The organism is Bowmanella yangjiangensis (genome assembly GCF_017255015.1).
GTDB classification, from domain to species: domain Bacteria; phylum Pseudomonadota; class Gammaproteobacteria; order Enterobacterales; family Alteromonadaceae; genus Bowmanella; species Bowmanella yangjiangensis.
This window is the reverse complement of record NZ_JAFKCS010000417.1, coordinates 1-680: the sequence shown is the minus strand read 5'-3', so window position 1 is coordinate 680 and position 680 is coordinate 1. Positions and strand designations below refer to the sequence as shown.

The following is a 680-nucleotide window of genomic DNA, read 5'->3' as shown; positions in this document are numbered from 1 at the left end:
CATACTTCCTTTGGCTGATGCAGCGCGAACGCCGTGGCTAGCACATCGTCAACGACTGGTGCGCACAGCGCACCAGTTTCTCCTTGATCGATACGCCCTACCAGTAGCGTCGCAGAAACGCTGCCGCCTGCTCGTAGTGCTCCAGCACCTCCGGCACCAGCCCGGCCATGCGCAGGAAGTCATGGGTCATGCCACGACATAGCCGGCTCTGCACGACCACACCCTGCTCGCGCAGATGCTCGGCATAAGCCAGGCCCTCATCCAGCAAAGGGTCGAACTCGGCGATCAGCAGAAGAGCCGGCGCACTGCCACGCAATTGCCCCTCGGCCAGCAACGGCGAGCAACGCCAGTCACGGCGCTGCGCCGGCTGTTCTGCATAGTGCTGGTAGAACCAGGCCAGTGTCGCGCTCTCCAGCAGATGCCCTTCGGCAAACAGCTCTTGGGATTCGCTGGTCTGGCGGGCGTCCACCGCCGGATAGAACAGCAGTTGCGCGCAGGGCTTTGCCTCCTGCGTGGCAGCCAGCTCGGCACAAACCACACTGGCCAGGGTCGCGCCAGCACTGTCCCCCCCCAGGGCCACACGTGCCGGGTCCAGCCCCAGCGCCAAACCGCCTTCTTGCAGCCAGTCCCAGGTATCACGCACGTCCTCCAGGGCAGCGGGAAAGGGATGTTCCGGCGCC

General features: G+C 65.0%; 1 protein-coding gene. It reads right to left on the bottom strand.

Features of this window, described 5'->3' with window-relative positions; all coding sequences use genetic code 11:
- Positions 1 to 97: 97 nt before the first annotated feature.
- On the bottom strand, positions 98 to 680 hold a 583-nt coding region (locus J0A65_RS24900; RefSeq protein ID WP_206596915.1), incomplete at its 5' end, for an alpha/beta hydrolase.